Source organism: Mesorhizobium sp. M2A.F.Ca.ET.039.01.1.1 (assembly GCF_003998035.1).
GTDB lineage: Bacteria > Pseudomonadota > Alphaproteobacteria > Rhizobiales > Rhizobiaceae > Mesorhizobium.
Window position 1 is genome coordinate 1 of the sequence record NZ_RZRY01000793.1, and the last position, 2,623, is coordinate 2,623.

The 2,623-nt window shown below is 64.2% G+C and carries 3 protein-coding genes and 1 pseudogene; all 4 read right to left on the reverse strand.

Annotated features, from left to right (window positions below; translation table 11 throughout):
* Positions 1 to 101: DUF1419 domain-containing protein (locus tag EOA24_RS44005; protein WP_127410573.1), on the reverse strand; the 101-nt coding region annotated here is incomplete at its 3' end.
* An 87-nt stretch (positions 102 to 188) separates the two neighbouring features.
* Positions 189 to 581 carry a hypothetical protein gene (locus EOA24_RS33775; RefSeq protein WP_127410574.1) on the reverse strand — a complete coding sequence of 131 codons (393 nt, stop codon included), beginning with the start codon at positions 579 to 581 and terminating at the stop codon, positions 189 to 191.
* Between the two features lie 85 nt (positions 582 to 666).
* Positions 667 to 951, reverse strand: a complete 285-nt coding sequence (locus EOA24_RS44165; RefSeq protein WP_348633094.1) for a hypothetical protein — start codon at positions 949 to 951, stop codon at positions 667 to 669.
* Between the two features lie 262 nt (positions 952 to 1,213).
* A pseudogene (locus EOA24_RS33785) lies at positions 1,214 to 2,623 on the reverse strand (DNA-binding protein); the annotation flags it as partial.

Sequence of the window (2,623 nt, forward strand, 5' to 3'; positions counted from 1 at the left end):
TCGACACCCGGCTTATCTCTGTGGCGATTGAAGAGGGCAAACATCTGCGACCGGGTCGCGATGCCCTCGAACGCCTTTCGGAGCGGGGGATGGGTGGACATGAGATGCCTCCGGAATAGCCGAGCCTCCCGGCGTGCTGGGGTGCGCGGGCGAGAGACGATCGGCGGGTGCGGGATCGTTGGACTGCTTCAGGCGGCCCGGCGACCGGCGGGCTGTGCTGCTTCGCGCCCGATACCGGTGATGGCGCGGACGGCGGCCGCGAGCGCCGGAACGTCGTCGAGCATGGCGAGCGCTACGAAGTGATTGGCTCCGCCGGTATAATCCTTGCGGCCCTTGCAGGTGCGGATCAGGATGCCGTGGCCGGAGGACATGGCGAACTGACCAACCTGGATGTATACCCGGTCATGGTGCAGGGTAATTTCGCCGGAAACGGCGATACCCGCCTTGCTCGAACGCAGGTCATAGCTGCCTGGCGGCAGGGCCAGTTCGGCAGCGAGTTTCTTCAGCCGCGAGCGGGCCGTCGTGTGAAATCGTCTCTTCTGCTGCTCGTCATAGGAGCAGCTCCTGGTCCAGTCGAACATGTCGAATCTCCATGGATCGGAAACAGGCCCGGCGATCGCTCGCGCGATCCCGGCCTGTCGGTGATTGGTTTATTCGGTTTAGAACTCAGGCTGCTGTGCGGCCCTCGATGATGTCGGCGCCGACTTCGTCGGCGGAGACTTCTTCGAGATAGGCTCGGCTATACCGGTTGTTCGCGAGCCAGCGTTCGGCCGCCTCGCGGTCCCTGGCGAGATGCAGGAGTTCCGGGTTGTCGCCTAGATCCTGCAGGACGCGTACCATGCCGATCTCGGGACGTTCGACGATCTCGAAACGCAGGTTGCTCTCGACGGAGTAGGTGCGACGAACTGAGATGACGACAACGCCGCCCTCTCCGAAATCGCCCTCATGCAAAGTAAAATATGCCGGCGAACTATAGGTCGCGCGCGTTCGTGGTGGCTCCTTCCTCACCAGGCGGCCGGTAGCATTGCGGCTCTCCCACGCGGAGAGCTTCTTTCTGAAGCGGGTTGGGGGTTTCGGTGTTCCGTCCGAATAGCGGATGACGCTCCCAATGGGGCGGAATCGTAAACGATATGAGCGGACATGCGGATCTCCATGTTGGAAAATTAACAAGGGCCCGGCGGGATGCCGGGCCCGGTGCGAAGCCGGTGGCCGATTACTCGGCGGCCTCGAGTTGGTCTGTTTCCTCGCCGGCGAGGGTCGTTGGTTCCTCGGATGCTGTGTCGGCGAGGAAAGCCGGCAGCTCGGCCGCATCGCCGTCGAGAGCCGTCTCGTCCGCCGCATCCTCGGGGATGGTCTCGCCGGCGTCGACTGCCGCGTCACCTTCGAGGCGCAGCGGCTCGGGCAGCCAGGTCGACCCTTCGAGAAGGCGAGCGGCCTCACGGGCCATCAAGTCCTTCTTCATATGGTCGATCAACTGCGCGGAGTCCTGGCCGCGGGCCTCGCGCACCGCCTGGACGATCCTGGCCTTGGTGACGCGGCCAAGATAGTTGTCGACGGTCGGTTCCCAGCCGGCCGTGACCATGTCGAAGTCAAGCGTGGCGGCGAGCGCATCGGCATGGGTGAGCGCGCCCGGCCGTCTGTTCCACGGCTCGACTACGGCGTTGAGCGAGAGCGACGCGCAGTGCGCGAACAGCGCCTTGCGGCTCGCTTCGTCGAGGCCGAGCAGGAAGTCCCAGAGCTTGTCGCTGTCTGGCATATCCCTATCCCATGCCTCGTGACGCTCGGCGATCTCCTTGGCCCAAGTAGTCTCAGCAAGGCCCTGGACCTGGCCAAAACTGTTGCTCGCAAGAGTGACTTCGAGGCAGCTGTCCTTGGCGAAGCGGTAGAACACCTGCAGCACGAGGGCATGGAGAACGGCGACGAAGGCGATGTCGACGTTGCTCGCGAGCGCGTTGCGCAGCGCCAGCGTCTTCTGCGCGGTGAGGTCGAAGACAAGCCGTTCCGGCAGAGGCTTGATGCCTTCTTCCTCGGGCTCCTCGGTCGCTTCGGATCCGCCGTTCGTGGACCGGCCGTTCACGACGATGCCATTGGCGCCGTTCTCGTCGGACTGCGACGCGTCGCGATCCCCGCCGTCGGCTTCCTCGTCATCGTCCGCCTCGGCACGAGGCTCATCCTCGGGACGAACGAAGCCGGCTTCGACCTGCAACTGGCTGTTGGCGCCGAGCGTGACGAAGGCGCCGGCAATTGCCTTCTGTGCCGGATCGTAGACCTGGGGACGATCGCCAAAACCGTCGAGCTCGGCGCCAAGCTGGTCGAGTCTGTCCTCGATCTCCTGGTCGGCGTCTTCCATCTCGGCATATTTGGCGTCGAGCGCATCATATTCGGCCTTCACCGCGTCGTAGCGGGCGATCTCCTCGGCGCTCATTTCCGCGGGTTCGGCATAGATCCGCCGCATGCCGGAGGTGTGGCCGTACGGGAAGCTGATCGCCGCCTCGACCCACTTCCAGCCGTCGGCGCGGATTGTCTCGGCGTCGGTCTTCAGTCTGTCGAACACCAGTTGCTCGAGCAACGCTGCATCCTGGAACCAGCCGCCGGAATCCTGCTCGAATAGGTCGCGCAGTAT

Coding starts and splice junctions, on each gene's coding strand:
- EOA24_RS33775 (WP_127410574.1), bottom strand. CDS start 581: ATGTTCGACTGGACCAGGAGCTGCTCCTATGACGAGCAGCAGAAGAGA.